This is a genomic window from Blautia obeum ATCC 29174, from assembly GCF_025147765.1.
GTDB classification, from domain to species: domain Bacteria; phylum Bacillota; class Clostridia; order Lachnospirales; family Lachnospiraceae; genus Blautia_A; species Blautia_A obeum.
This window is the reverse complement of sequence record NZ_CP102265.1, coordinates 913,452-939,965: the sequence shown is the minus strand read 5'-3', so window position 1 is coordinate 939,965 and position 26,514 is coordinate 913,452. Positions and strand designations below refer to the sequence as shown.

General features: G+C 40.1%; 25 protein-coding genes and 1 pseudogene. 1 reads left to right on the top strand and 25 read right to left on the bottom strand.

Annotated elements, in window-relative coordinates; genetic code table 11:
* Window positions 1-17 precede the first annotated feature (17 nt).
* Window positions 18-1,589, top strand: a complete 1,572-nt coding sequence (locus NQ503_RS04495) for a recombinase family protein (protein ID WP_005427047.1) — start codon at window positions 18-20, stop codon at window positions 1,587-1,589.
* Between the two features lie 84 nt (window positions 1,590-1,673).
* Here the strand turns inward: NQ503_RS04495 and NQ503_RS04490 are convergent.
* From NQ503_RS04490 to NQ503_RS04365, 25 genes and pseudogenes are all read right to left on the bottom strand, one after another.
* A pseudogene (locus NQ503_RS04490) lies at window positions 1,674-1,994 on the bottom strand (manganese catalase family protein); the annotation flags it as partial.
* An 85-nt stretch (window positions 1,995-2,079) separates the two neighbouring features.
* Window positions 2,080-3,408 (bottom strand): N-acetylmuramoyl-L-alanine amidase, encoded by a 1,329-nt coding sequence (locus NQ503_RS17875; RefSeq protein ID WP_005427051.1) that lies wholly within the window; start codon window positions 3,406-3,408, stop codon window positions 2,080-2,082.
* Between the two features lie 28 nt (window positions 3,409-3,436).
* Window positions 3,437-3,769, bottom strand: coding sequence for a hypothetical protein (locus NQ503_RS04475; RefSeq protein WP_044925972.1), 333 nt, complete (start codon window positions 3,767-3,769; stop codon window positions 3,437-3,439).
* Window positions 3,770-3,771: 2 nt separating this feature from the next.
* Window positions 3,772-4,059, bottom strand: a complete 288-nt coding sequence (locus tag NQ503_RS04470; protein WP_005427053.1) for a hypothetical protein — start codon at window positions 4,057-4,059, stop codon at window positions 3,772-3,774.
* Between the two features lie 107 nt (window positions 4,060-4,166).
* On the bottom strand, window positions 4,167-4,355 hold the full coding sequence (locus tag NQ503_RS04465) for a hypothetical protein (RefSeq protein WP_005427054.1): 189 nt from the start codon (window positions 4,353-4,355) through the stop codon (window positions 4,167-4,169).
* Window positions 4,342-6,201, bottom strand: a complete 1,860-nt coding sequence (locus NQ503_RS04460) for a hypothetical protein (protein WP_259893432.1) — start codon at window positions 6,199-6,201, stop codon at window positions 4,342-4,344. Before NQ503_RS04460 ends, NQ503_RS04465 begins: the two co-directional genes overlap by 14 nt.
* Window positions 6,202-7,466: 1,265 nt before the next feature.
* A complete protein-coding gene (locus NQ503_RS04455) occupies window positions 7,467-8,465 on the bottom strand; it encodes a tyrosine-type recombinase/integrase (protein WP_005427064.1) in 999 nt (332 codons plus the stop codon).
* Between the two features lie 181 nt (window positions 8,466-8,646).
* Window positions 8,647-9,207 carry a hypothetical protein gene (locus NQ503_RS04450; protein ID WP_005427066.1) on the bottom strand — a complete coding sequence of 187 codons (561 nt, stop codon included), beginning with the start codon at window positions 9,205-9,207 and terminating at the stop codon, window positions 8,647-8,649.
* Between the two features lie 35 nt (window positions 9,208-9,242).
* A complete protein-coding gene (locus NQ503_RS04445) occupies window positions 9,243-12,374 on the bottom strand; it encodes a phage tail protein (RefSeq protein ID WP_005427067.1) in 3,132 nt (1,043 codons plus the stop codon).
* 29 nt (window positions 12,375-12,403) lie between these two features.
* The gene (locus NQ503_RS04440) at window positions 12,404-12,778 is read right to left on the bottom strand and encodes a hypothetical protein (RefSeq protein WP_005427068.1); all 375 of its coding nucleotides are present in this window, start codon (window positions 12,776-12,778) and stop codon (window positions 12,404-12,406) included.
* A gap of 9 nt (window positions 12,779-12,787) precedes the next feature.
* Window positions 12,788-13,504, bottom strand: a complete 717-nt coding sequence (locus NQ503_RS04435; protein ID WP_005427069.1) for a phage distal tail protein — start codon at window positions 13,502-13,504, stop codon at window positions 12,788-12,790.
* Entirely contained in the window at window positions 13,501-17,625 is a 4,125-nt protein-coding gene (locus NQ503_RS04430; protein ID WP_005427071.1) for a phage tail tape measure protein, read from the bottom strand. The genes NQ503_RS04435 and NQ503_RS04430 overlap by 4 nt, the downstream gene beginning before the upstream one ends.
* Before the next feature lie 58 nt (window positions 17,626-17,683).
* Window positions 17,684-17,935, bottom strand: coding sequence for a hypothetical protein (locus NQ503_RS04425; protein ID WP_005427073.1), 252 nt, complete (start codon window positions 17,933-17,935; stop codon window positions 17,684-17,686).
* 239 nt (window positions 17,936-18,174) lie between these two features.
* Window positions 18,175-18,600, bottom strand: a complete 426-nt coding sequence (locus NQ503_RS04420) for a hypothetical protein (RefSeq protein WP_005427082.1) — start codon at window positions 18,598-18,600, stop codon at window positions 18,175-18,177.
* A 51-nt stretch (window positions 18,601-18,651) separates the two neighbouring features.
* A complete protein-coding gene (locus tag NQ503_RS04415) occupies window positions 18,652-19,215 on the bottom strand; it encodes a major tail protein (protein WP_005427084.1) in 564 nt (187 codons plus the stop codon).
* A 14-nt stretch (window positions 19,216-19,229) separates the two neighbouring features.
* Window positions 19,230-19,559 (bottom strand): hypothetical protein, encoded by a 330-nt coding sequence (locus tag NQ503_RS04410; protein ID WP_044925978.1) that lies wholly within the window; start codon window positions 19,557-19,559, stop codon window positions 19,230-19,232.
* The gene (locus NQ503_RS04405) at window positions 19,546-19,950 is read right to left on the bottom strand and encodes an HK97-gp10 family putative phage morphogenesis protein (RefSeq protein ID WP_005427088.1); all 405 of its coding nucleotides are present in this window, start codon (window positions 19,948-19,950) and stop codon (window positions 19,546-19,548) included. Before NQ503_RS04405 ends, NQ503_RS04410 begins: the two co-directional genes overlap by 14 nt.
* Window positions 19,937-20,257, bottom strand: a complete 321-nt coding sequence (locus NQ503_RS04400; protein ID WP_005427089.1) for a hypothetical protein — start codon at window positions 20,255-20,257, stop codon at window positions 19,937-19,939. Before NQ503_RS04400 ends, NQ503_RS04405 begins: the two co-directional genes overlap by 14 nt.
* Entirely contained in the window at window positions 20,257-20,529 is a 273-nt protein-coding gene (locus NQ503_RS04395; protein WP_005427092.1) for a phage head-tail connector protein, read from the bottom strand. The genes NQ503_RS04400 and NQ503_RS04395 overlap by 1 nt, the downstream gene beginning before the upstream one ends.
* A gap of 53 nt (window positions 20,530-20,582) precedes the next feature.
* Window positions 20,583-21,731: a phage major capsid protein gene (locus tag NQ503_RS04390; RefSeq protein WP_005427094.1), complete on the bottom strand. Its 1,149-nt coding sequence runs from the start codon at window positions 21,729-21,731 to the stop codon at window positions 20,583-20,585.
* Between the two features lie 33 nt (window positions 21,732-21,764).
* Window positions 21,765-22,436, bottom strand: coding sequence for a head maturation protease, ClpP-related (locus NQ503_RS04385; RefSeq protein ID WP_005427095.1), 672 nt, complete (start codon window positions 22,434-22,436; stop codon window positions 21,765-21,767).
* Window positions 22,423-23,694, bottom strand: coding sequence for a phage portal protein (locus NQ503_RS04380; RefSeq protein ID WP_005427097.1), 1,272 nt, complete (start codon window positions 23,692-23,694; stop codon window positions 22,423-22,425). The genes NQ503_RS04385 and NQ503_RS04380 overlap by 14 nt, the downstream gene beginning before the upstream one ends.
* Entirely contained in the window at window positions 23,694-25,460 is a 1,767-nt protein-coding gene (locus NQ503_RS04375; RefSeq protein WP_005427099.1) for a terminase large subunit, read from the bottom strand. Before NQ503_RS04375 ends, NQ503_RS04380 begins: the two co-directional genes overlap by 1 nt.
* Window positions 25,457-25,945, bottom strand: coding sequence for a phage terminase small subunit P27 family (locus tag NQ503_RS04370; protein WP_005427100.1), 489 nt, complete (start codon window positions 25,943-25,945; stop codon window positions 25,457-25,459). The genes NQ503_RS04375 and NQ503_RS04370 overlap by 4 nt, the downstream gene beginning before the upstream one ends.
* Before the next feature lie 87 nt (window positions 25,946-26,032).
* Window positions 26,033-26,455, bottom strand: a complete 423-nt coding sequence (locus tag NQ503_RS04365) for an HNH endonuclease (protein ID WP_044925981.1) — start codon at window positions 26,453-26,455, stop codon at window positions 26,033-26,035.
* Between the last annotated feature and the right edge of the window lie 59 nt (window positions 26,456-26,514).

The window sequence follows — 26,514 nt, the reverse complement described above, 5'->3', positions numbered from 1 at the left end:
TTTAAGGGAGATAAAATATGATGAACACAAAGTCAAAAGTTGCTATTTATTGCCGCTTATCAGAAGAAGATAGAAACAAACAACATGAAACTGATGATAGTAACAGTATTCAAAATCAAAAATCCATGCTGATTCAATATGTATTGGAACAAGGCTGGGAAGTCTACAATATATACAGTGATGACGATTATACTGGTTCAGATAGACGAAGACCAGAATTTAACAAACTGTTAAATGACGCTGAACACCGAAAATTTGATATTATCCTCTGTAAAACACAATCCAGATTTACCAGAGAGTTAGAGTTGGTAGAAAAATACATACACGGATTGTTTCCTATGTGGGGGATTCGTTTTATCAGTATTGTAGATAATGCAGATACCGCTAATAAAGGAAACAAAAAATCAAGACAAATCAATGGTCTGGTTAATGAGTGGTATTTAGAGGATATGTCGGAAAACATCCGCAGCGTATTGACTGACCGCCGGAAGAATGGATTTCATATTGGTGCATTTGCTCTTTATGGTTATAAAAAAGACCCTGAGCAAAAGGGACACCTGATTATTGACGAAGAAGCTGCTGCTGTTGTAAGAGAAGTTTTCACTTTATTTTCACAGGGATATGGCAAAACAGCGATTGCCCGTATGCTGAATGACCGTGGGATTCCAAACCCTACGGAATATAAACGGCTTCATGGTTTACGATATAAGCAGCCTACCAGAAAAAATAGTACCTTATGGAAATATTTTGCTATCTCTGATATGCTGACAAATGAAATTTATATCGGAAATATGGTTCAAGGAAAATACGGCAGTGTTTCGTATAAGACAAAACAAAATAAGCCCAGACCTAAAGAGGAATGGTATAGAGTAGAGGGAACACACGAACCGATTATTGACCGTGAACTTTGGGATAAAGTACAATCTATGGTAGCTGAAAAAGCAAAACCATTTACAGTAGGAACCATAGGGCTGTTTGCCAGAAAAGCTCGCTGCATGAACTGTGGCTATACCATGCGTTCTAATAAGCAGACAGATGGAAGACATTATTTACAATGTTCAAATCGCCATGTTGCAAAGGACGCTTGCATAGGTTCATTTATTTCTGTGAAGAAGTTGGAGCAGGCAGTTATTTCTGAACTGAACAAGTTATCACAAGAATATCTTGATAAAGATGAATTGGAACAGAACGTGGAATTTCACTCCAACGTAAAGGAGAAAAAAACTTCTTTAGAAACACAACTTATTACCTATCAAAAAAAGATTGAAGAAGACGCAAAGGTAATCAGAGAACTTTATCTTGATAAAGTAAAAGGGATTCTTTCCGAAAATGATTTCCTGAATTTGTCAAAAGATTTCACGAATGACAGAGAACGGCTTGAAAAGCTGGTGATTGAAACGCAAAAACAGCTTGATGTAATTGAGAGAAAAATCCAGACAGGCGATAATCGCCGCCAGCTTATTGAGCAATACACAAATCTTGAACATTTAGACAGAGAAACCGTTGAAACTCTAATTGATTACATATTAGTAGGAAAACGGATTCCAGGGACAAGAAATGTCCCGATTGAAATACATTGGAATTTCTAAGTTCTGTAAAATCTGGTGTCTAGCACACCAGATTATATAGAACTTCTACTTAACACTTCTATGTTGCACATACGCAGTCGTACCATCCGCAGCAAGGTCTTCAAACAAATCTGTGATCGGATCACCTTTACTCTGGAATTCACATGCATTGAAAGGAACTCCACCGGCTGCCTGTGGCCATACACCTACTGTGTGATCAATATAATATGGCCCAAAACCACTTTTTTCAATTTCTTCCATAGAGAGATCTTTTGTCAGCTGATGAACGATCGTGGAAACCATTTCCAGGTGTGCCAGTTCCTCAGTGCCAATATCATTCAGCACTGCCATGGCCATGCGATTTGGCATAGTAAAACGCTGAGAAAGATAACGCATAGATGCTCCGATCTCGCCATCCGGGCCACCAGACTTCAATACCCTATAATACCAAAAATTGACATTTTTCAGATGATACAATATTCTCGGCAGATGGGTACCTGCCGGGAGTTTTTTAGATCGCGATCAGATCTTTCCAGGTCTTTTCACCTGCTATTCCATCTGCTTCCAGGACTCCTTTTCTGGACTTCTGGTAAGTCTTGAGCGCGTAGATCGTATTTTCATCTGCTTTTCTAGAAAGTGTCAGGGTTTTTCCATTCTTTCCTTTGAATCCTCTGGCAATCAGGATCTCCTGCAGTAAGAGGACGGATGTTCCTGTGCTTCCTAATTTAACAAGTTTTGGTTCAAACATGTAACCATCTCCTTTCGTGGTAGTTGAAGTGTTGGTCGCTGTATTACTTGATGTGTTAGTTGATGCACTTCCCATGTAAACTGCAGTCTTCTTTACGAATCCCGGCCAGAGCCCTTCGTCAAGGATCCTACGCGGGCAATGTTTCCTGGATGCATCATAGTGACGTTTCAGATGATCAGTTGACCAGCCATACTGTTTCAGAAGGTATGCTGCCAGCTGTTCAGCTTTGTCCACTGCTTTGTAGTAATCTGTTTCCGGATTTACGCAAATCTCAATATTGATAGAGTTCCGGTTCGTGATTCCGTATTTTCCTTTTCCGTCTCCTACAGCCCAGGCGCCATCACTATGTTCTAATGTCTGATAGATACTTTCAGAATCTACATAATAATGGACTGTACCGGCAAGGTTTCCATTCTTCATGGCAAGAGCATGTGCTCTGGCATTCGCTCCTTTGCTCCAGTTGTCGGTTTCGTGAATCACAACATAGGCAGGTTTGTTCTGACCGATATAGCAGTTCTTTTTGCTGATCATCTTCTTGATGTTTACTTTCACTGTGTTCTCCTTTCCTGATGTGGATGTTCCGGAATTCATAGTCAGAATACTATTCAGAATTGTGATAATCTTCTTTCCATAGTCCTTTCCGGCAGCCCATCCATAATGTTGTGGATTTTCCTGGATGCCGAGATATTCCACATACTCTGCACATCCCCTGGTCACATATGTGTATCGTGGATCTACAACAGTCTGTTTCAGACGGCTGGTAGATGCGTATGCCTGCAGGTGCTGGATCTGTGCCCGGATGCCTTCGGCTGGGGTCTTGAAACTGTTGCCTTTTACTCCATTCTTGGTCACTCCCATTCCACAGAAATTATTCTGGTCCAGGGTAACTGCTGACTCTGAGAATGTGAAGTTGCCTGTTTCCAGACAGCTCTGAGCAAAGGCAATGTCACCTCTTACTCCCTCGATTGCTCCTTCAGAAATGTACAACGGAATCATCTTGATAACCGAATCGGGCGCCTTTGGATTAACTTTTTTGATATAGGTCTGCATCTGCGTTACGGTAGCTGCAGCCTGTCCCATAATCTTTAGCATTTGTATTCCTCCACTAAAAAGAGGACGATCACTCGCCCTCTGAATCTTTATATTTCGTTCTATCCCAGATACTCTTGACTTTTTCCCAACCGCCTGTTGCCACTAAATAAACTACGAATGCGGCAATAAAAGAAGCAAATATATAATACCAGGTGATTACCATCTTATAATATGTACATAAGATGATCAAAGCTACCGGGCACAGGATCAGCGATGTGACCAGTGCCACGATACTTGTTGGAATCTTATTGAGTCCCGGCATTTCCTTGATTACCTGCACGATGATCGACACCAGAAATGCAAGCACTCCGATCAGTGCCAGTCCATAGGTTACATACTGCATCATTACGTTAATATCCATATTCATTCTCCTTTTCGCTTGATATGCAATTCTTCAATTTCCTGTTTCATTTTTGTTACCATCCCGTTCCCGCCCAGTGCATGATATGCATCATACATCTCACAGAAATTCTGATATGCATATGATGGGATGTCACCCAGCTGCATATATTTCGCATGATACTCGATCAGCTGTGTACGGAGCAGGAGCATTGTACCTTTACTGTTGGCATCCCTGTCTTTTTTCTGATTCTTCAAAAGCCATACAATATATCCCAACAGGGCCGGTAATACAATAGTATATGTCTGCATGAGTATTTCTTTCACTTTTTCACACTTTCTCCGGTTGCGCCGGCGCAATTTTAAGTAAAATAAATAGAGCCTCACGGCTCCGCTCTGATTCTCTCCATATATTGTCCTCAAATTCGTTCTTTTGTCTGATCTTCTATTGCTTTTACGTGATTAAGCATATCACCTACAGCATAAAATGTTGGTGCTTTTACATTTCTTTTTACAATAGCACCATTGTCATCTACCTCGTTATAAGTAGTAGTAATGGAATATTCTCCACCCTGATTGATGATGCTGATAATCTTAATTACTTTCATTGATCAATTCCTCCATTTCTTTGTCGTAGTCTTCGACAATCGTGTCGATAATAATGTTATAGTCCTTCTGGGCATCTCTGGCATCTTTCTGCGCTGCTTCCTGTACTTCTTTCTCGTCTAGTCGCAAGTGTTCAAAGCTTTTCTGGATACACTTAACCTCCCAGGAAAACTTTAAATTCGGTGTCCCCCTGACTGTAAAATAACTTTCTTCCTTTTCCGCTACCCATATATCACCATCTCCTTCCTTCTGTAGAAATACCTGGTATTCAATTCCGGAATTTATTGTTTCCGAAAATTCCGGATCTATATCAACAATCGCAATTCCTCTATCATTGGTCTTCCCACAGCCAAGATCTCCAAACATTGGTGTCGGAGTTTCGTAGCAGTACAATAGCCGATCAGAGAAATTCTCCGTTCGGGCTACGCGTGATTTGGTTCCACGGACTTCTAGGTTTCCTTGGAGTTTGATTGCATCTTCGCCATCGTCTGAAAAAGAATCATAAAACTGAATACGGGATGAAGACCCTGCACTGATAAGCAATGCAGCGTCTCCTCCAACAATGCCACCATCAACAGTCAAATAGTTTGTCCTTGTCCCATCTGGTGACAATTCAGTTATATGGTCATCATCGTCATCATTGAAATATATTCGGTCATTTGCCGGATCTAAAGTTAATTTCTGATCATTAGATTTTATAATCCCGTCTTTAACTGTCCAACCACCCAGAGTTCCATATGTAGCCACGAATGAACCGTCTGTGAGAATCTGGAAATAATTATTTGCCGTAACCAGTCCATTAAAATTGATTTTGTTTGCACTAATAGAAACCTTTTCAGAAGACTGATTGATTGATGAAATGATTCCATTCTTAGATACTTTAGATTCAATAGAACTCTGAAGGATATTTATCTGGCTATGTGTTGATTCTATGATATCCTGCTTTATCTGAACATTTGTTACATAAAGAACAGATGCGTTAGAAGATGTCACAAATTGAATGGTATGTTTTCCTTTTTTCAGTTTTACATCAACTGAAAATTCTTTCCATTCCTCAGACATTTCCGATGAATAAAATGGTTTGATTGTAGTATCGTCAATTTTTATATTTAGTGCAACCTTTTCAGGACTAGCAGCCTCAAATATTATCGTATTAGATTCATCTGCATCAACCGTATAATCATAATTCATCCAAATTGAATTCCCAGAAACCAGGTAAGCACATGTTTTTCCTAAGTAAGTTATACAAGGTTTTTTGCCGGCATATGCAACCCAGCCAGTAAATGTTTCAAATGTTCCATTTTTACAATAATTAGTACCATATATTTTTTCACGCACATCTAGTTTGATTTGATCAGTCTTCTGGTCAATCATGCTCTTCGTTTGCTCTGTGGTCGAATATCCACTAAGCGTATCAGTCTTAACATAAGTTTCTGATACCGCAGTGCTTAATCCATCTACCTGTGCTTTTACATAAGTTTGCATTGATTTGGTGGTGCTATAGTCATCATTAATTGTTGTAGACAACTGCTGTAGTTCCCCTGAAAATCCATCTACTGCAGATTTATATTCACCGACCTTTGTGTCCAGAGAAGTATATTGTTTACTTACTGCATCATATTTTCCGGTTACATCTGTATACTTCTGATTGAGGCCTTTTACGGTCTGCTCCGTGGATGCCATCCGGCTGTACATGGTCTTGTTGCCGTTCTGCAGTTCTATCAGTTCGCTCTCAGATATCAGAGCACTGATCTTGCCCTGTTCGACTTTGAAGCTTGTTTCCAAGCCTTGAAATCTTTTCAGTGTACCAGATGGAGCAAACAGTGTTATTTCTTTTATAAATCTCAAAGCATTTCCCTCCTTTCGAAAAATGCATAATAAAAGACATCCGATGTGGATGCCCTTTAGCATGAATTTTTCTTTTCTTTATAAAATAGTAAGCCTCAAATTCCTGAATTTTCAGGTAATATAGATTCTTTAAACGGAAGATGCATTGTAGTTGCAACCGCTAAATCTACTGGAACCTTCCCTAAAAATCTTTCTGGAAACAGGTATCTTATAATGTGCGATTCCGTGGTAGGTCCTAATGGGATTATATATGGTATCCAATTGGCTGCTTCATTCGGATCAAGCAACATTGCAGTCCGAAACTCTGGCTTCAATGATAATGGCTCAAAAACATATGGAGACTGGCGATATATATAATAGCAATCTCTTTTTATTAAAAATATAAAATAGTAACCGGTTAAAACCCTTTTATAAAGGTATGATCACCAATGGACTAGTTACTGTTCCTCTTGTTCCGGGACTTTATCTAGTTTCAACGTATCGTAGTGGAGGATACAAGATAAGTTCATTATCTATAGTTAATATTCAGGCACAGGACGGTTCTTTTATCGAAACGCTTGTTAAAGGTGTGGATTACGACAGCACCATTGAAATGAAATATACTGAGAGAAACATTTCATTTCAATATAAGATTAGCTTATCTGGTGAATGTACAATCGTTATATTCAAGTTGGTTTAAAGATTTATGAAATATAAAATAGTAACCGGCTCAGGAGCTCAGAAAACATAACTTCTGGTTCTGATCTTGCTGAAGATGTACTTATAAAATGTGACTATGGAGAAATTAGGTTATTCACAATACAAAGCACAGTAACTATCAATCAAGGTTCTCCGGATGGCAAAGGCGGATTTCTACTTGTATATCAAAGCAAAGCCGGCAGCGAATACAGAATTGTTGTGCTTTTTTCTTACGCTGAAACTATATGGATGAAAATCAAATCTACTACTTGGGGCGAGTGGAAAAAAATACAATTGTCTTAAAACAAAATAGTAAACTGCCTGGTATCCGTCGATGCTGATTCAGAGAATATAAATTTGAGGATCAAAAAAATTTACTATTGGAATAGTGGAAGTAAACTCGTTGCCGTTTGTGAAGATAAAGATGGAAATATAGAAAATAAGTTTATTTAAACCTACTCCTGTTTAGTCTGCGGGAGTGCCTTTCCATTCTCTACCGCCTTCTCTTCCGAAATCTTCTGCAAAAGTGCATACTCAATAAGCTGCCATCTCTGCCAGCTTCGAAAATTCATATGAATCCATCCAGATCAGGCTATGTATCTTCGGAATGATGCCCGTACATTTTCTTCTGATACTGTAACATACATCATGGTCGTATCTGGTTTTTCGTGTCCTGCATAATGCTGGATTTCTTGCAGTGGAATACCTCGATTACCGGCATCGGTCAGCAATGTTCTTCGGAACTTGTGTGGATGAGCATGAATATCAGTCTTCTGTCCGAGTGTCCGGAGCATAGACTGTATAGCCTGCTTGCCTAATCTTGTATGTGGTTGTTTAGAACTCACAAACAATGCCGGATTCGCGTCATTCCTGGATAACAGGTATTTTCTCAGATGATATGCGCATTCATCTGTGAGATACACTTTCCTCTCTTTCTTGCCCTTCTCTCCGTAGATGATAATCTCGTTTCTGTTCCAATCAATATCTCTCCTATCCAACCGTACCACTTCACCAATTCTGGCTGCTGTACTGTATAAAAACTCCATGATTGCGATATCCCTCTGGCACCGTGCAGAGCAACGCAAATGCTCGCGCTCTGCCGGTGTAAAAGGTTTCTTAATCTTCTGTGGTACCTTGATTTTCTTAAGACGCCGCATAGGATTGATGTTGATGTATCCTTCATCCGATATCCATGCAAAGAAGCTGCTCAGATACCGTCTGATCGTATCCATGTACGATATTGATATCTTTCTTGTTTCCTGGTACATTGCCAAATAATACCGAATATCATTGGTTGTGATGTCCTGCAGGCGTTTATTCAATGATGTGATCAATTTGGTCACACATTCTTTGTATCTGTCCAATGTGCCAAGACTGCAGTTCTCGATTCTCTTACTGGCCAGGAATGTGTTCAGGATCTTTTGCCATCGCAGCTCGCTTGTTACAAGCTGCGTGCACTCTTCCTGGATCTCGATTCCGTGGAATTCGATTGCCATTACATTCTCCAACTTCTGCAGTTGTTCATTACTTAGTGTTTCTGCCATCTTTTCCAGTATTTGATTCTGGATCTGGTCAATTTTTGTCATATAAAAAGCACCTCCTACAGTGCTATTTTGCCATGTAAGAGGTACTGTTCACAAACCAATTAAACAGGAGTTCTGGGCCGCATATAGAATATACTTTTGTAGCTTCCAATACACCGTCCATCATATCCATGTTGTCGCAAACGTTTCGTTGTTATGTTCTCCATCATTTTTTTGATCCTTGCTATTTTAAAGAAATTCCTCTTGCACTAACTTCGTTCATTCCTGCCTTACTATAGTTTACCCATACATAATATGTACTGTCTGTGTTATTTATAGGAGGAACGCATGTTACTATAGCAGGATCTCTTTCTGCCTTATCAATTACTGTATTATCTGTGCATTCGGTTTTTGAATTCGTTACAGCAATCTGCGAAGGTTTTGATTGCTGATAACAGGCTTTTATTTGCACAATAAAAATGTTTCCTTTTGGGACGGTAAATTCTAATCCACTGTATACAAACTCTCCGGCTTTTGAAACATTCGCTCTTTTTGATATGTTGATTATTTCTATGGTTTTTTTACTATTTAATTGGTTTAAAGCCGCCAAAAGTGTCATATTTCCCTGATCCAGTGCGAAGGTCTGGGATGTCAAATTTTTGAGGATCTGAGTTGTCAGGTCCTCAAGGGTGATAATCCCGCCTTCATTTGTTGTCGGATCAATAAAAATCAGTTCTTTTCCTTTTGGAATCTCTGTTACTTTGGTCAGTCCATTCGCGTTCTGACCGTCCTGTGGTAATGCCATATTTTTTCTCCTTTCTGGTGTCCGATTCGGACACCTTACGCATCTACATTTACGCACATGGCTTTGTTTCCGATCACGAGAAGCTTATCTCCTACTGTAAGAGCCATCTGCACATATCTGATAAACTGTCCGATTACAACTCCACCGAACATATAATCATCATTGTTTACTGTTACTGAATATCCATACTGAAGGAATGCTTCTCCCTGCTCTGTCCTCCTGCTCCAGGAGAACCATGCTGCCGGATATTCCTTCGTGACTTCTCTGCCGGCTTTGTACAATGCCGCTGATACAGTCGTTGTTCCGTCTCCATTATCCTGGCACTTGGTGTTGTACAGGAGCGTTCCATCGGTCACTCCCTGCAGGTCTGTTGTGGTCTTGGATAATTTCGTCTCAAAGCCTTCCATGCCACTCTTGATCTCAGTTACTTCCTGTGAAGTAGTCTGAATCGCTTCTTTTGCTTCCTGGGCTTTTTGGTCCACCGCCGCAATGTCCTGTGCAAGTCCTGCAGCATCTGATATGATTGATACAGTCTGAGTGTCCAAGAGCTGCACTCCGGAAGAATCGTACAGGGAACACCGGATGATCTGCACATCCGGAGATGATGGTGTGTATACCGTCAACAGTTCAGCGGATGAGGAGCCATACTTGATCTCATAGGTCTTTCCGGAATCCTTTGATTCTTCGATTTGAAATTTTCCGGAATAGCTGCTCACGGATCCATTGTCATTCTTGTAGGCCGAGAACGTCACATTTGTCGGTTCCAGCGTTTTATCATCTTTCTGCTTCCGGATAATCTGAGTACTAACTCGAAGGTCATAACTTAGACCAATCTTTCCGTCTTTTGCCTTGGAGACCGAGAATCGTTTTGTGATCCAGGAGCCCATAGATTTTACAATCAATACTTTACCGCCGATCACAAGTCCCTTTTCACCTACCAGCAGCACCTTTCCTTCTAAGCCGTACAATGCTGAGATATCTACATAACCGCTGTCCGTGGACATAGCAGTTACCTGGTACTTTCTCAGCTGTGGATTCCATGTGCCAGTGATTCCATCTGATGCAGTTGTGTGGATCTCATCGATATGATCAGATACATCCGTATCGCCCAGGAACACTGAGAATACTGTATAACATGAACTGTAGTCTCCGCCGGATCCATCCGTGTAGGTATGGACCACATGAGCATCATTATTTAGTGATGCTGACATTGCGTCCAACGTTGAGATTCCGGATAAGGTTTCCAGTGCTTTCTTGGCTGCGTCTGCCGCCGCAGATGCACTGTCTGATGCAGAGCTTGCCGTGGATTCAATCTCGGTGATGTTCTTGGTCATCTTGGTGTAAGCCTGGTTCAGGCTCTGTCCGGAATCATCCAGCCAGATACGGTTACTCTTGATGACCTGAGTACTATCATTGATTGCTGTGAACAGGCTGTCTATATCCAGCTTGGAAGCGGCAATGTTGGCTGTGTCAGAAACCATCTCATTCACAATAAGTCCATCAGCAATCGCTCCTGGCTTCACACCAGTGGAATCGATCAGAGTTCCTTTGCCAGTCTCATCAAAAAGTGCAAAGGTAAAATCCCCTTTGGCATCCCTGCCAGCCTGCATCCGGACTACTCCATTGGCATCTTTCCACTGCTGGGTTGCTCCAGATATCTGGATGCCTCCATCGTCTGACATGATCTTGAATTTGTTGGTGCTGATTGTACCAGCCAGAAGATCTCCAATGGTAACGGACTGCATAACTGCTGTTCTGATCAGAGCCGTATCGATCACTGCATTGTCGGAAGTAAGATGAATATTCTGCAGGTCACCGATGCCGGCATCTCCGGAAAGAAGGTTCCTTATGTTGGCATAATTGGAATCAAGGACTTCAATCTTGCCGTTCACTGCTGATAAATCTGTGGTTCGTAATTTGCCAATATCAGCTTCTGCTGCCGTAAGTCTTTTGGTGTAGGTCTCTTCAAATTCTGCAACATTTGCTTTAAGCGTTCCAAACTCACCTTCAACTGCAGTCAGTTTTCCGGAAACCTGTACATATTTCGTATTGAGTTCCTGTATGTACACAGAATTGACGATTCCATCTTCCAGATCAATAACCTGCCTGCTATAGATTCCATCAATCGTATCACCATCAATCTGGCCATTATCGTTCGTGATGTTGTCAACAGTATTTGCAGTATCTTCATATTTCTGTGCAAGCTCATCAAACGTCAGGACTTTATTCGCCAGTGTACAGCTGTTCTTTTCCGGTGCATCCGGATAGGTCTTCATCCTTACAATACGCTGTTCTTCTCTGGTGTCAGTGAAATCGTCGAGTAATGTCACCGTGTCGCCTATGCCATATTCGAGAATGCTGTATTTTTCAGAATGCTTTGCCAGGTCTATCACATTGGCCGAGTATGACGTATAAGGCTTGCTCATGTCTTTAAGCTTTGCCTCTGCATCCTCTTTTAATGATTCCGGAACTGTATATCTTTCGTCTTTCCAGATACACCTTTTGACTTTTGAGCTGTATTGATGGTTTTCCAAGTATGTCTTGCCATCATTCACCGTCTCAATCGTTAATCCGTCTTTGCCATATGGCTCTATCTCTGTATAAAAATCATATGAAGTTGACTGTACAGTAAGTTGTGTAAGATTCAGCTGGTTCGAAAAGTAACATCCTTTGTCTTCACCAACCGAAGTATATACATTAACTATCTGGTCCTTTGAATTGATCGTAATCTCACACCTGTATGTTTTAAGTGCCTGTTTCAATACGTCCAGTGCAGAAACGTTGGACATTGATAACGTTCTTTTCTTGCTTACTTTGCATATTCCAATTGTCCATCCGGTTCCCGCAAATGCAAGCTGCAGGGCATTTCTGATAGTCTGCTCTTCTGATCGGAACTCGCGAAAAGCTTTGCCCTCCAGTGATTCCAGATCCAACTGTGCCAGGATCTTGGCTGTGCCTCCGGAATTCTTTTCAATCTCTTTTACAACATAACGGTCATCCTTAGTCTCAATATATCCTTCGTTTACTATTGCATTTCTTATATTTCTGTAAGGTGCAGAAAAAGAGAGTGTTCTGTCATCCAATTCCAGAGCACTCTCAATACATAAATCCGTATATTTTTTCAGTCCCTTTACCGGGACTTTGTTTTTATCCAATATTCTCAGCATACAATACAAAATCCCTTCTGAGTCATTTGTTATTCAATAATCGGCATCAACAACACGATCTGATTTGGCGTGATATGCATCTTGGAAACTTCGTTCTTACTGAAATGTTCTACTTCAACATCATTTTCTGTCTCCATGAGTGTCTTTATATCCCGCCCATATTGTTTTGTATCAAGGATCTTCACTCTTCCATCACTGCTCGTGATAAGTTCACCGTTCTTATCTTTTTCTCCGTATTTTTTCAAAATGTCGTTCTCTACTTTGACAACCGGTTCTGCTGCCCGCATTAATTTGTAATTATTGTTTGCTATTTTAAAAGCAAGCTGCCAGTCATTAATTTCTTTATTTCCGGCAATAGTCAGCGCCTTCTGAATTTCTTTGATCGTTTCATTTTTTAATTTCATGTCGTTCTCCTATACATATCTTGGTTTATATTTCAGTGTAACTGCGCATTTGTCACTCGAACAGCTTATTGTATTTGTGCCTGGTTTCAGTACCGGGAATTCCCACATATCTGCATCGGCAAATTTATTCAATCCTTCCTGCAGTACTGTACAATCCTCACCATTAATGATAACCGTTTTTCCGGCTTTAAGATTCCTGATCGTAATCGTCTCCTTTTCTCCGGATATACGATTATAAGCTGCTCCAGTAATTTCCACGGATCCCAGATCTACTGATGGCGCGATTTCCACGATGCAAGGCGCCTCGTCATTTCCTTTTACGGTTATAGACTTTATTGTATTTGTCATATTTATTGATATCTCTTTGCCAAATTCATATCCTATAAAATTCAGCGTCACCTCGTGACATTTACGTTTAATAGCCTCTTTCACTGTTATTTTATCCAGTACGCATTCAAAACGATTCGAATATCCGTCAAGTTCCAGTTCCAGCTTTTCATACATGATTGCCAGTAGATCACTTCGATTATGTATAACATCTTCCTTTCCTTTGCCATATACTGCAACAGCCACGGTTATTGTCTTAAATCCTTTTGTGCTCTTTTCCATAACAGGTGTTTCAAGTGCTGCTGGCCACTCACTTTGAGAATTAACTTCTCTATGTTCTATTTCATATCTCAACTGTTTTGCTGAAAATATGCTTATATCGATACCATTGACTTTCATCTCATCCTCCTTGTTCTCAAAGCAGTATTATTGGATATTTTCTCTCCAAGTGCATCCGCTGCCTGATTCTGATCAACATAAGCCATATATTTCTTTTCTGCAATTATCTGCAGATATGGCAGATATTCCATTAAAGCATCCATAGTTTTTTCCGGAACTGCAGTATTCCTGGTTTGTGTCTGTCTTTGGAGATTATCTGGATAGCTCATGCTTTCACGAATGATTCCATTGACATCCTCCATTTTATTTTCGTATCCTATTCCAAAACCCTCTGCAGTATAGGACCCAATCTTTTCAAATACCTTTGATGGACTGTGTATATCCAGCCGGCTTCTTGCCTCATTAACAGCCGATGCACACATATTCGCTACTGCATTTATTACGCTGGACCTTCCTGCTGTGATTCCATTTGCCAGACCATATGCCATATTTAACCCCATATTGTATATTGCATTGGTATCAACTGACTTTGTCATGGATCTTGTTGCATTTGTTCCAATCGCCGCTGCAATCGTCTTTACGCGTGGGTTTCCCCGCTGTAATGCATTATAAATTGCTTTAACAGTATCATTTCCAAGTTCCACCGCCATATTAACTGCCGTACTTTTAGAATCTTTTATTCCAAGTGTCAACCCGGATACAATATATCTGCCTGACTGCCTCGTCTTTTTAGATGGTGAAGCTACTCCAGATGCTTTATTTATACTGTCAATCGTCTTGATTCCAAGATCTTTGCCCTCTTCTGTCGCCTGTTTCTGAGCCTCTTGCATTCCCTCAACCAAACCTTGCACGGTATATTTACCACTCTCGTTGGCTTGCATGTTCATAGACTGTCCGAGTTCCTGCCATGCATTTTCTCCTCCTGCTGCCAATTCTCCTACAGCCTGTGTCAGGTCCTGCCCCCACTGCTCACTCATTGATTTAATATCTACGCTTTGTTTCCATAAATCATTTGCCTTCGCCAACTCGTCCGTGGTCATAGAATTGAATGCCTGCACATATGTTGAGCCTTCAGGTCCCATGTCGGCCAGCTTCTGCAGTAATCCCTCGTCGACACCTTTTTCAGCAAGTTCAGTTAGGTTCTGTTCCCAATTCCTTACACCATCAATCTGGCTCTGCATATTTGATAATAAAGTGTCTTTGGATATTTCTGTACCGGCATTAAACTCTTCAAACATATTCATCTGAGAGTCAAGGCTATTCTGCACGCTTTCCTGCATTGTCAGAACTGCATTCGTCACATCAGTTGCCAATGTCTGTTGTGCCTGTGAAAGGCTGTTGAATGCCTCAAGCTGTTGTCCTGCAGTCTCTATGCTCAAACTGGCTGCCGCCTGTTGCTGTTCCACAGCCTCTGTATTGGTATTAACCGCATCTGTATTGGCATCGGTCGCATCAGTGTTATTTTCTGCAGCCACAGTATTACTCTCAATATATTCTGTATATGTATTGATTTCTTCCTGTGCATCATTGACAGAATCATTTAATTTTTTCTGAGCTTCTTCCTGTTCTCCTTTTTTCTCAGTGAGAACCTGTTCGTCTTCTGCCATTTTCATACAGGCATCTGATACAGTCATCAATGCACCGTTATATTCAATCTGGGCTTCTGATGTATCATAAATCTTGGCCAGAAGTTCATCTGCTGTCTCAGTTCCCGCATATTCTGCATCATTGAGTTTTCTCTGGGCTTCTTCTCTTTCCTTTTGCTTATCAAGTACAGCCTGTTCAGCTTCTTCTCTTTTTTTCTGGATCTCATTCAGTGCATCTGCTGTCTTCTGGAGCTGCTGTTCTGATTTTGTCTGTTCAATTTCAGCATCAACAAGTTTTTCTGTTGTCTCTTTGACTGCTTTCTGAACAGCCTCAATCTTAGCCATCTCAAGAGAATTTTGTATATAGTTCTTCATTTCTTCGGAACCCATACTAAGTTTTCCGGTTACAGAGTCAATCTCTAGTCCCATGTCCGGAAACATTGTATTCAATTCTCCAACTACTGTTTTCATTCTATTTTGCTCAGCAGTTGTTAATTTGGTTTTGCTTGTCAGTGCATCCAGTTCATCAACCAACTTATATGCTGTAGCTTCACTGGCAGCATTTCCTGATACTGCATCTTTGATACCATCGGTAGCCTTATTCAGAGCTTTCGCTGCTTTGCCTGCACTTTCATTGACATCATCCGCTGCATCTGCCAATTCATGCGTGGAATCTTTTGCTATCTCAGTATTTTTTGAGAAAACAACCAGTGCAGTTGTAAGGGCAACAATTCCCCCTACAACGAGCGTGGCCGGATTTGCCAGCATTGCAAGATTGAAGCCGCTCTGGGCAACAGTTGCACCTTCCGTTGCTACAGTCATTGCTGTTTGAGCAGTCGTTAATGTCTCAATTGCTTTTCCTGCTTCTGATGCAGTCTTTAGTGTTTTTACCGCACTATATACCTTTAGGATCTGTGGTCCGGCGATTCCTGCCGCAGCTCCTACTGCGCCAACAACTGCTGTAACTTCTTTTACTGGTTCTGGTAGTTCCCGAAACTCCTTCGAAATCTTTTTTACTGTATCAGTAGCAGAATCAATCGCTGGTGCTAACACTTCAAAAAACTCTCCTACTAATTCTGAACCTGCAGTCTTCAGATTATTTGCTGCTACAGTTGCTTTATCCCATGGATCCAATGTAGTTTCAAATGTATCCTCTACTACATTTTTGTAGTTATCCATAGAATCTGACAAATCATCCAGGCTGATTCTGCCCTCTCTGATTCCGTCAGCCATAACCTGAGCGCCTTTGCTTCCAAAAGTATCCTGCGCCAATGCAAGAGCTTCTGTGCTAGTCTTCGCTTTTTTAATCCTGTCAATTGTCTTTTCAAGTCCCTGCCTTGCACTCAGCCCTTCTTTTGCATAATTATTTGTAGCTGTTTTCAGTCCTTTTAATGCAACTCCAGCATCAACACCATTTGTCTCAAATATTGCAAGTAAATTGGCTGATTCTTCCACGCTAAGGTCTAACTCTTTAAACAATGCCGCATTAGAATCCAGCTGCGACATCAGCTCAGTCACGCTTTTTCCGGTTTCCTGTCCTCTCTGTGTCAATAATCCAAGAAATCCGCTAGTCTGTTCTGTAGTGATTCCAAACTGTTCCATAATTCTGTCAGATACATCGATAGATTCATTAAGATCCGTATCATTGATTTCAGCAAATTTCATGAACTGTTTTGATGTGTCCTCCAGAACTTTTCCGGTTTGTCCAAAACGTGTATTTACTTCTCCGATTGCTGTTCCGACATCCTGCATATCTGCAGGCATGTCCCCGAAAACATTATTTGCACTTTCCTGAAGACTATCTAATGCTTTTCCTGTTGCACCGGTCTTGGTGACAATGGTGTCATAGCCTTCATCCAATTCCTTCGCCGCATCATATGCACTGGAAGCCAGATCACGCATCTTTCCGGAAATATTGTCTGCAATCTCGCCAATCTTTTCCGTGACAAAAATCTTATTGACTGAAGTATTCAGATTATCGGTTGCTTCTGCTGCCACATTGACTTGTTTTCCGAATGCATCGATTGATGTTGCGCACCCATCAGCGGACTTTTCAGCTTCCTGCATATACGCACTGTTTTCACTCAATGCTCTTGTTGCAGTGATTGTCTGTGCTTCAGCATTATTCAGACTCTTCTTCCAGTCCTGTACACGGCTTTCTGCTTTCTGATAACTAACTTCGCCCTTCTCCACAGTGGTAGATAACTCTGATACAACCTTCTGCTGTTCGGCCATAGTCTCCTTCGTTGTATCCTGTGATTCTTCCATTTTCTTTAATGTTTCCTGGGCTTTTGACAGTTTGGTTTTATACTGTTCCAGTTCAGAGCCTACCCGGTTATAATCTTCCTGTGCATGTTCCAGACCTTTTCTTACAGCTTCTTCTTTTTTTGCCTGTTCATTTAAAGTACGCTGTAAAACATCATGCTTTTTTCTTAACGCTTCAAGTGTATTCGCACTTCCTGTCGTCTGAGCACTGACCAGTTTCATTTCTGATTTCATTGTTGCCAGTGATTTATTGCACGATGTTACCGCTGTCTTAAATTCTCTCTCTCCATCCAGCGCAATAATTGCACCTATTTTTCTCTGCTTTGCCATGCTCAGTCTCCTATTTTAGCAATAAAAAATCTGCTTACCATCACACAGTAAGCAGATCTTATTTTTTTATAATCCACGGATCATTTAACAGATTTGCAACAAACCTCGCTCCCATGATCCATATCACAGCTTTCCAAAAAAGATATTCTATAGAAAATAGCAGGACTGCTGCTATTGCAAATGATAATATAAGCAATGCCGGTTGCATATCAAAACCTCCAAGGCATGCAACAAATACAAATAAAGCAAGTACAATCGTACTTCCCGCATGATATTTCATCCATCGTATTGCTTTTTGCTTTCCATTCATAAAGAGTCACCCTTTTTATTATACGAAACTTTTCTTGTTGCTTATATTATACTCCTTGTAGTCTTACAAGTCCATAAGTGAAACTTCCTTTTTCTCTTCAAAAAGACACCTTTTGGTCTTGAAATTATAGAAATTACGATATTCAGCAAACATATCACACCATTTTCCAAAATACATTTTTGATATTTCATTTTCTGTATAGCCTATTTCATGGCCAATGAGAATAACCCACGCAAAATTTATGGTGTTTTCTCCTTCGTCTCCTTCTGCGTGGGGTTCTGGTTTTTTCTTTTAAAGCATCTCATAAACTCTTCGTGTAACAAATCACTTAGTTCTCCAATACTGATATCCACCATCCGGATCAGATCTTTTTCAGAGTACTTTGTTTCCTGTGCGCTGCATTCAATTCCTTCTTTTATAAATTCCCACAGTCCATAATGTACGGTCTTAATATCTGGCAGTGTCGATTTTCCAATACTCTTGCCATTTTCATTTGTTTTTGCACTTCCATCCTCATTATAGATCGGTTCAAAGCCAATCAACTTATTTTCAAATTCTGAGATATCTCCATAATCTTCCTGAATCTTTTCGAGAACTAACATATCACATCTGATCGGCAGTTTCACTCCGGACAGTTCAATATAGGCTAAATCTATTCCAAGCATATTCGTTCCTTTCCAGGGCTGGCATTCCTACCAGCCCTCTGTATTTTCTTTTCAGACAGTTTCCTGCGGATTAGTTACACCAAAGAATTTATAAATATAGTCAAGTGCTTCTTTCTCTGTATCAAACTGCTTGACCTTTTTCCATGTACCATCATCTTCCTTTAATGCGCGGCCTGAAATTGATGGAGTCTTATACTCAATAGAATCTCCTTTTGTAGAATATTCCTCAGATGGTTCGCTGTATTTTACCTTTACAAGAACATTCGCTGTAAAGAAACGTACCCCATCAATCTTTTCAACGGTTACCCATCCTGTACCCACATAGCTGCTTTCATCATTTGCATTCATTGTTACTTCTTTGCCTTCAGTACTCACTGTATATCCAAACATTTTTTCATGTGCTTCAATAGGAAGCGTACTCGTTCCAAGGGTAACATCTGCATAGTTAAATTCCTTGTCATATTCAGCCTGACCATCATCTGCATTTAAACTTCCTTCAGCGTAGTTAGGCGTTACATTTAAGGAAATCGCTTTACCTAATACAAATGGTGTGCTGTACTTTCCAGCTCCTGTTCTCTGTGCTATGATCGGTTTTCTTAATCCAATATATGCCATAATTCATCTCTCCTTTATTCTTCAATGCTACATTCAAAAATCATATGTCTGATAGTATTCTCATCTTCTGTCTGTATGATAACTTCCGGAAATGTGAAGCCAGCATCAAACAAAGCTTTGCGGATTTTTTTCTTCCAGCTTATATAAGATTCATTTGCTGGCATAAAAAAATGTATCTGCATACTGTTTACTACTGTTTCCGGTTGGTCATCAGCAAAATCAGTTCCATAATCATCAGCAAAATTATATGTCACAAAACGTTTAGCTCCACCTGTATACAGATCTGGTACACATGGAACTCCAAATGGTCTTATTGCCGCAACGATTTTTTCAGAAGTCTCCAAGTTTCTTCATCTCTCTTTCAAATACTTCCTGCATTTTTTCTGCCACAGCTTCCTCACTTTCTCTCACTGCCGGACTGATTACAGGTGTTGCTGTTTGTTTTGATGTTCCATATTCCAGATAACATGCTTTTTCCATATTGCTGACACCTTTATTGTCTTTTCCTGTTGGCCGAACAGAAATGCTGTACCCTTCTTTCGTCTGCTTCGCTTTCGAAGCTTTCATTGATTCAGCAAGGGCTCCTGTAGCCTTATGTGCTGCAGTCCTTTTTTTTACATTCTCTTCCAGGATGGGAACGACTTCTTCCAACATAGTTGGTGCAATCCGGTCAGTATCCAGTGTATTCAGGGCCGACATAAGGTCATCAATCCCCTGCATATTAAAATCTGCCATTCTCTCTCTTCTCCACCGTGAGTAATATCATACGGGATTTTTCCGGTTTAAACGTCTGTTTGATGTCATATATCTGACTGGTCGATTCATCGATTAGAAATGGGGCATTATTATATACACAAGCTGCGATTTCCACAATCATACTGGCATTGTATCCAACCTGCTGAGCTAAAATCTTATCCTGCCTGGTTGCATCCTTGAAACTTGCCCTGATACCAGTCATATATCCCCATTCTTCGTTCTCAAAACCTTCTGAATCTTCATTCGCAGTACGTTTTATCGGTAACGAAATGCTTTTGTTCCACATTATTCGTCCTCCATAGTCAACCGAAATACCTTCTGTCTGTAAAGCTTTAAATATATTTCTGTATCTGATCGGTCATCTCCCAGATATGCTTTTACATATAGTGTCACAGCTGTTGTTACCTGCGGATCTATGCCATTCATATCCAGTAATTTCTCCGGTACTCCTGAAGCTTTCATATCTGCTATACAGTCATTTATATATAATTGAATATCTGTGTCATAGATATCTATGTCCCCTGGTATTCCACATCGGCTTTTTATTTTTTCCAGCATTTAATCACCTTTTCAAGGCATGCCGGCATATTTTCCGGCATGCTCCATTTCCATCATTCAGTTGCTTCTGTAATGGTCAGAACACCATTTACAAATGCAGCATCATCTTTAGTCTTGCAGTCTTCTCTTTCAATTGCACGGAAAATTGTCAGATCTTCTTCAAATGCATTTAAAGTACCTGCTACTGCTGTATTTGAAGTAGTTAATGTAGTTTTCTTTCTGTCCCAGAATTTAATTCCCTCTTTCAGATCGCCAATGATCATTGGAATCTTTCTGTTTCCTTTAGTCGCTGTATCAGATGGCATATCTCCATTCGGGATTACCTTTACAGGAACTCTGGTTGCGCCGGCGCAAAGTACCGAATCCATAGGGTTTGATGGAGATGGTTGCAGAAGGTATTCACCCTTATCGTTTTTCAACGTATCCAGCCACTGAAGACCATCATCATTCGTAATAACTTTTGATGTTGGTTTAAATGCCTGTCCAAGAGTTACATTCAGAATTTTCTTTATATCATCCAGCGATGCGATTGCTGTTTCTTCTTTTTCTTTGATTACATCTCGAATAATCCTATTTCTGGTAACACGTGATTCATCACCGATCCAGATAATAAGAGCATCTGCAATATTGGCGTCAGAATCTTCCAGTAACTCATTAGTAACCGGATAATATCCTGTATATTTTTCAATTTCGTATCCCACACGTTCAAACTGTGGAGTATTTCCGGCTGGAATCTTCGCACCTTCTCCCACTTTTGTAAATCCAGTCTGCTGAGCTCGCTTTTTATAAGTTCTTGATCCTTTATTTGTAGTTACTACTTCCACATCGACCAGATCAACCAGTGAAAACTTCGCTGCCCTGCGTTCATTGATTCTTGTCTGAATATCTTCCGGAACTGTATAGCCACCGTCAGCTGCAGTACCTTCGTTCATAGAATTTCTGAATCCTTTTCTGGCAGCATCAGCAAACTCTTTTACTGAATCTTTTTTCTGATTAAGATTCACGCCTTTGTTTGTGTTATTTTCAAGATTCGTCACTGCTGTATCATCAATGTCTTTCAGAATGTCAAATTCATCCTGCAGTTTTTTGAGTTCATTCTTAGCTGCTTTCGCTTCCTCGATCTTCCCCTGATCAACCAGACTTCTTACTTCGACTTTCTTATTATTGATCTTATCCAGTAACTCTAATAATTTTTTGTTCATTTTTTTGCTCTCCTTTTGAATAAAATAAAGGATTCAGACTCCATACATGTCTAAATCCTCAATTAACTCTCTCGCTTCTTTTTTCTTGTTTTCTACATTTCTTTTTTCTTCGATTGCCTGCTGCCTCAATTCATCAGTCAGCCACATACCATTATAACTGTTTGTATACTGCTGATTATGCTGTTCTGACATAATCTCATCCACAAATCCATAATCAAGGCACTGGTTTGCAGTAAGCCATGTTTCTCTGTCCATGAGCTTAAGTATCTCATCTAAAGAACGTCCAGATTTTTCTGTATAAGCAGCTGCCAAAGCTGAATTCATCTGCTTCAGAATCTCTGCATTTTTCTGCATATCATGATAATCACCAGAAGCTCCTGACATAGATACATTATGTATCATGATCATTGCCACAGGACTCATCTGACACTTTCCAGCCATTGCTATGACACCAGCCGCACTTCCGGCCATACTCTGAATTTTGATCACGACATTTTTCTTCTGTTTAAGGGCACTATATATTTCCTGACCGGCCATAACAGATCCACCACCAGAATTCACAAGTACTTCGATTTCCTCATCTACTGCAGCGCTGTTTAAAATATCCGTCACATCGCGAGGACATGTCGCATCCATTTCAAACCAGTCGTAAATCCATTTATCATCATTGCTGATAATGTCTCCTTTGATATTAATCGTCAGCATTTCCTTCACCTCCTTTAGTATACTGGGCTCCAACTTGTGTTATAGGAATATAATTTCCATTGACCATCAATACATCTCCACCATCAGCTGCCGGCATATCGAGATATTCTCTAGCTTCATTTGGCATGTATATTCCATTATTTACAGCTTTTGAAAGATTTTCCATCTGAGTCTTACTGTCAGTTCTTAAGATTGACCGTTCATTGAATTTGTAAAACTTTTGATCAGCAATCTCATCCGGCATTAAGACTTTTCCATTGATTTCTTCCTCATACATTTTGATTCTGTATGACATGGTTTCTACTAAAAAAGCCAGCTGCTGTGTCTCACTATTTGAATAACTGGACTTTTCATAATTATTAATCTGGTTTGGCTTAATTCCAAACGCACCGGCAATCTGTAAAGCGCTGTATTTTCTCAATTCGAAAAACTGAGCATCTGCCAGGCTTACATTCAATGGAGTCAATGTCAATCCTATGGGAACCGGCACGATTTTTCCTGCATTCTGAGGTCCTGACAAACCATCGGCGAACTTTTTCTGTAATTTTTTCACTTTCTCATCGCTTAGATCTCCGGTGTATTGCATGGCCATTCTTGCTGTAAGCCCGTTTTCGTACAATTGATTCATATATCTCTGGCTGGCATTTGCTCCATCGACCGTATGAGACAATATACTTCTCACGGACTCTCCCATGAATCCATCCAGGCTGTACCAGGTTTTAAAATGCATCACTTCACTATCCTTAAACAGATACTGTTTTCCTGTTCTTGGATCACTATATCGATAATAAAGTTTTCCTTCTCCGCCCCAGATACCAACATCATCCATGATTGGAGTTACATAGTTACTCTGCATTGGCCACATATCCATAATCTGATATTGACCACCATATCTAGCCGGCAGGAACTTTCCTCTTATCCAGATATAGCCATTTCCATAGTGCTGACAATTCTGTTCAACTGTGGTCCACATAGTCGTTGGTGTCATATATGGATTTGGACGTACACTCATGAGTATCCCGGCAGTTGTAGGATCAGCACGGATCCGTCCTCTTTCTGTCTGTTGATAATATTTAAGTGGCATTTTCCCCAATGTTTCCGCAAGTAATTTCAGACACGTATAATATGTTACTTCTGATACTGCTTTATAATTTGTCGTAGATATTCCAAGCCACTCTAAAAGTTCTTTATCATTCAGTTCTACAGTTTGTCCTTTTAATGCCTGTATTGCATTTTTTATCCTTTTCGCAATATTCATTACCAGTCACTCTCCAAAAATTCATCTATTCCCTTCAATACAGAAGGGTAAAACTCATGATACATAGCGAGTTTGTATGCACACAAAACAGCATCAACGGGATCGATTCGCTTTGTTGTGGCATCTTTATCAATCTTGATCAATCCATTATTTTTTCTGATAACCGCATTGCTCATTGCAAAATTCAGAAGTGGATTATGCGTATACAAGATATTTCTTGAATATACCTGTTCTCTGAATCCCTGTGTAGATTCATTCAGTGATTTATGACTTTGATATACTTCTTCTACAACGTATCCCTGATCAGACAAATCCATCATCAATTTGCTTGCATTCGCTGGATCAAAACATAGTGTATGTATCTTCCATTCATTTTCTCTACATACCTTCAAAACATATTTCATTACAGCATCCTGATTAACAATCGGTGTCTCCGTGACCGTCAGGAATCCCTGTCTCTCCCATGCATCATAGTCTACTTTATCTTTTGCCTTCCTTTCACAAAGTTTTTCTCTGTTCGGTATAAACGAATGCGAATATACAATATATTTTACAATCGGTTCATCATTTTCATCCAGTTCTTCACTCTTAAATGGGATAACAAATGCTACTGAAGTTAAGTCAATCTTTGCCGACATATCAAATCCGACATATACATCCATCCCTTTTGTGTCAATCGGAATCTCACAAACTTCACAGGCATTCCACTTTGCCATGTCCATGTAGCCGTTTTCTTTTGCCTGTACCCAGATATTGAGCATCTTTGTCAGAAATGCAGTCATCTTCTCAGGAATACTTTTTGCAACCTTCCACGCATCCCTGATCTTTTCTCTACCATTTTCGTAACTCATCCTTATCGGATTTGCTTTTTCCCACAATCTCTCATCTTCCAGATTTTCAAGATTCTCTTTATAATCCTCCGGATCAACTTCACAAATATCAACCAGATATTTATCATTATCAATATCTATATCCGGATTAAGTATCTTTGAACAATATGTATACTCCTGTGTGTAGCAGGGATAGGTCAGATCCATTCCGGCTGTCGTAATGATCATCAGTAACGGCTCTTTTGTATTAGAGCCAAGTCCTAGATCATAGAATTCAGTTGTTTTATGCTGATGATATTCGTCCAAGATCAACCCGGCCGGATTAGTACCATCACCATTCTGTCCGTCTTCCTTCGACAGAGCTTTGATAAAACTGCCTGTTTTTCTATGAAAGACTGCATCACGTGTGAGCTTGAATTTAGTCTTTAACGGTGAATTATTCAGCATTAATTTTGCTTCATTCAATATGATTTTTGACTGATCGCGCTTAGTACCTGCTGTATAATATTCGTAATTTTCCTGATTTCGAGTAGACCAGACAGATATTTCATATAAAGCTACTCCTGCTTCCATTTGTGACTTTGCATTTTTTCTTCCAACCTCTATAAACGATTGTCGGAATCTTTTATATCCAGTTGCTCTTTCTCTCCAACCATACAATTGGCACAAATTGAATTTCTGCCATACCGTTAAGACAATCGGCTGTCCCGCAAGATCTCCTTTTGAATGTCTGAGCAGGCTGAACCATTCAACAATTCCATTTGCTTCTTCTTCATTCCAAATGTAAGGCCACGGCTCCTTCAAGCTTAAAGCTGCCTCTTCTTTTTTGCAGTCCTCTAAAAATCTCCTGCAGGCCCACTTATGTTTCTTTCCGGATATTATTACGCCGCTAAGGCACTGCCTGGCATATTCCTGTAATTCCTCTTTAATCGTCATATATTACCAAACTTCTTTGTAATATCTTCTTGTGTTTTATCTGTCTTTATAGCTGCTGCCTTCAGCCTTGCATCTATAGTTAAGCCACATAATGAAGCAAATCTTCTCATTTCCTCAGCATATCCTTTCTGGATATCTACCATAGGATTCTTTACCACAATCACTCCATTACGTGTCTCGCGATCTATGTAAAATGTCTGATCTCTTAAAATATTTGTAGCTTTTACATAATTTGCGAAAGCATTACAGTAGCCGCCCAGGTTATTTCTATCCAGATTTCCAATAAGATTTATTTTTTTCAGTTCTTTTACGATTCTTTTCCATTCTTTCACTGCCACTTCATCGATTAGCCAATCCGAAGGTCTGCTGAGCTGGCTCGATCCGGTTTTTACTTTTTTTTCTTCATTTTTTCTGCGTTCCATGCTTATCACAGTGAGGTTTCCTCTCTGCATTTCCAATGGTTTTCTCGGTCTTCCCACTCTCATTCCTCCTTTCTGCCAACTTTTTTTAAGTATTTAGAAATTTGTGTGAAGAAAAGGGGCAGTGCGGTCTGGAGCAATCGCTCCAAACTTTTACACCGCCCCCTGCCTTACCAATTCACGGTATTCGTTCAGCATTTTCTGTAATTCTATCTGTATTTTTCCTTTATCTGTTTTATATATTTGCTCTATTTTACTGTGTGTGTCATGATTCAAGCTCATAAGATTATCCGGATCATTTCTTTTATTCCAGTCATCCCTTAATGGAATTACGTGGTGGACAGTATCCGCCCGTATCACAACGCCTTCTGTCATATACATGTAAACATCTATGTATTGATCCATGTCCAACACATTCTCTCTGATTCGTTGCCATTCTGCACTATCATAAAACTTCTTACTCTTATTATCCCGACTGTATCTGTCATACTCTCTGTGCCTTTCTTTCTGACATGGACATCTGCTGCCGGTCTGTATTCTCTTCCCACATCGGCTGCATCGTTTATATATTGGCATAAGCTCACCTCTCAAATACTGTGCACGCTGTATGAAAATTGGCATTAGAAAAGCACCCC